This window comes from Methylorubrum podarium (assembly GCF_022179745.1).
Lineage (GTDB): Bacteria > Pseudomonadota > Alphaproteobacteria > Rhizobiales > Beijerinckiaceae > Methylobacterium > Methylobacterium podarium.
Window position 1 is genome coordinate 1 of the sequence record NZ_BPRD01000673.1, and the last position, 1886, is coordinate 1886.

Genomic DNA, 1886 nt, shown 5'->3' on the forward strand with positions numbered 1-1886 from the left:
GCCCTCGTAGCGGAAGTCGGGCAGGTTGGCCCTCACCTGATCGCGCTCGGCTTCCGAGATGGTGAAGAAGTGTCCGTTCGTCTTCGCGTTGAAGAAGCGGTACACTTCCTCCGTGGCCGCGCCTTGATCCGTGTCGAAGGCGTAGTAGCCGACGCCTTCGTAACGGAAGTCGGGCAGGTTGGCCCTCACCTGATCGCGCTCGGCTTCCGAGACGGTGAAGAAGTGTCCGTTCGTCTTCGCGTTGAAGAAGCGGTACACCTCCTCCGGCTGAACGACCGTGCCGGGCCTCCCGCTTGTCGTGTTCACCGAGAGTGAGATCTGCCCTGCACCACCGGAGTTCCCGGCCAAGTCCGAGTAGCTGCTTGCGGCCACGGAGACGTTTCCGGAGCCGTTGAAGTTGGCGTTGGGCCTGTACAGAGCCGTGAAGGTGTCTGCATCCACGCTGAAGAAGTTGCTGAGCGTGCCGCCCGTCGCCGCGACATCGTTCGCGGCGAAGCCACTGACGGCCTCGCTGAACTGAAACGTCACGGTTGCGACCTCGCCCGCCGTGAGCTGCGTGTCGCTCGCCGACAGCGTCAGCAACGGTGTGCTTGCATCGGCCGGAGGTCGGTTCGAATCTGAGCCGTAGAGAGCATCAACGGCTTGGTTGTCGAACCGCCCGAGGGTGCTGGGCCAACCTGACGCCCCGCTATGCGAGGCATGATCATAGCTCATAACCGTATAGTCTATGCTGTCGTAGCCGTCCGGCATCACCTGACTGTTTCGTGCAGTCGCTTCGTGGGGATGCTTCAATCCGATGGCGTGGCCGATCTCGTGAAGCAGTGCCATGAAGCCATAGCTGCCCACGGAAAAGCTATCCGCTGTGTATCTTTCATGAATCCATATGTCGCCGCCGGCGGGAAGTGAGCTGGGATAGTAGGCATGCCCCCACGTCCCACTCCCGAGCATGCCCGAGAACGCAATCCTTATGTCACCAGCCTGTTGGGTGCTCTCGACAACCTCATAGAAATCGATGTTGGAGATTTTGTCCCATTCCGCGAAGGCGAGCCTAACATTGCTGATTTGCGTGCTGTTCAGATAGCCCCAATCTGACCATTCCCTCGTATCGCTGTAATGATCACTCGCTCTCCAGGTATTGGAACCGTTTGCTCCCGGGAAGCTGTAGGAAATTCTGATACCCTCTCCCCGCTTTCCCCATTGGTATCCCGATATCAGGGAGACATATTCTGAACTTCCGAATAATTCCGCTACGTTGTAGGACGTATAATCTACCAGCGATCCGGTAATACCATCCCTTGCCATCTCTATTTCCCCTACGAAAACAGAAATTTAGTCCACTGTTTATGCTGTCTGTCCGAGCATCGCATCATGCATTTCATTTGGTGAATATTTCATATGAATGAGCCGCACCAGGAATGTTCATGATTTGCCAATTTTATTTTACGTTACTTTACAATATAGAGAGAGCAGCAAGAATCCGTTAATGCCGAGAACTTCGGCCCGGCGAGAATCTGCATCCGGCCGCTGGTCGGGGCCCACGATCTGCTTGAGCATACGGCCAACGCTCGATGAAACTGCCGTCCACCGGGTTTCGATCACATGAACGGTATCGGTCGGACTTTAGAGCATCGTCCCGAAAGGTGGCCGCCGGCCTGTCTGAGAAGGTGATGTAAAAACAGAGAGCGAGAGCATCGCTCCGGATATTGGATCGGGGGCGATGCTCTCATACCGTTTCCGGTTGATCACTTCGGTTTCACCATCCGCCGTCATTGCGAGGCGAAGCCGTGGCAATCCAGGGCGCGACATTTCCGGAGAGGTCGCGCCCTGGATCGCTTCGCTGCCACTCGCGATGACGGGATGGGGTACGGCCCGAGGTGATCAGCCGG

1 protein-coding gene is annotated in these 1886 nt (G+C 56.9%); it reads right to left on the reverse strand.

What is annotated here, in order from left to right; translation table 11 throughout:
* The coding region (locus MFF42_RS25645; protein WP_238258787.1) for an Ig-like domain-containing protein at positions 1–1302 on the reverse strand (1302 nt) is incomplete at its 3' end.
* Between the last annotated feature and the right edge of the window lie 584 nt (positions 1303–1886).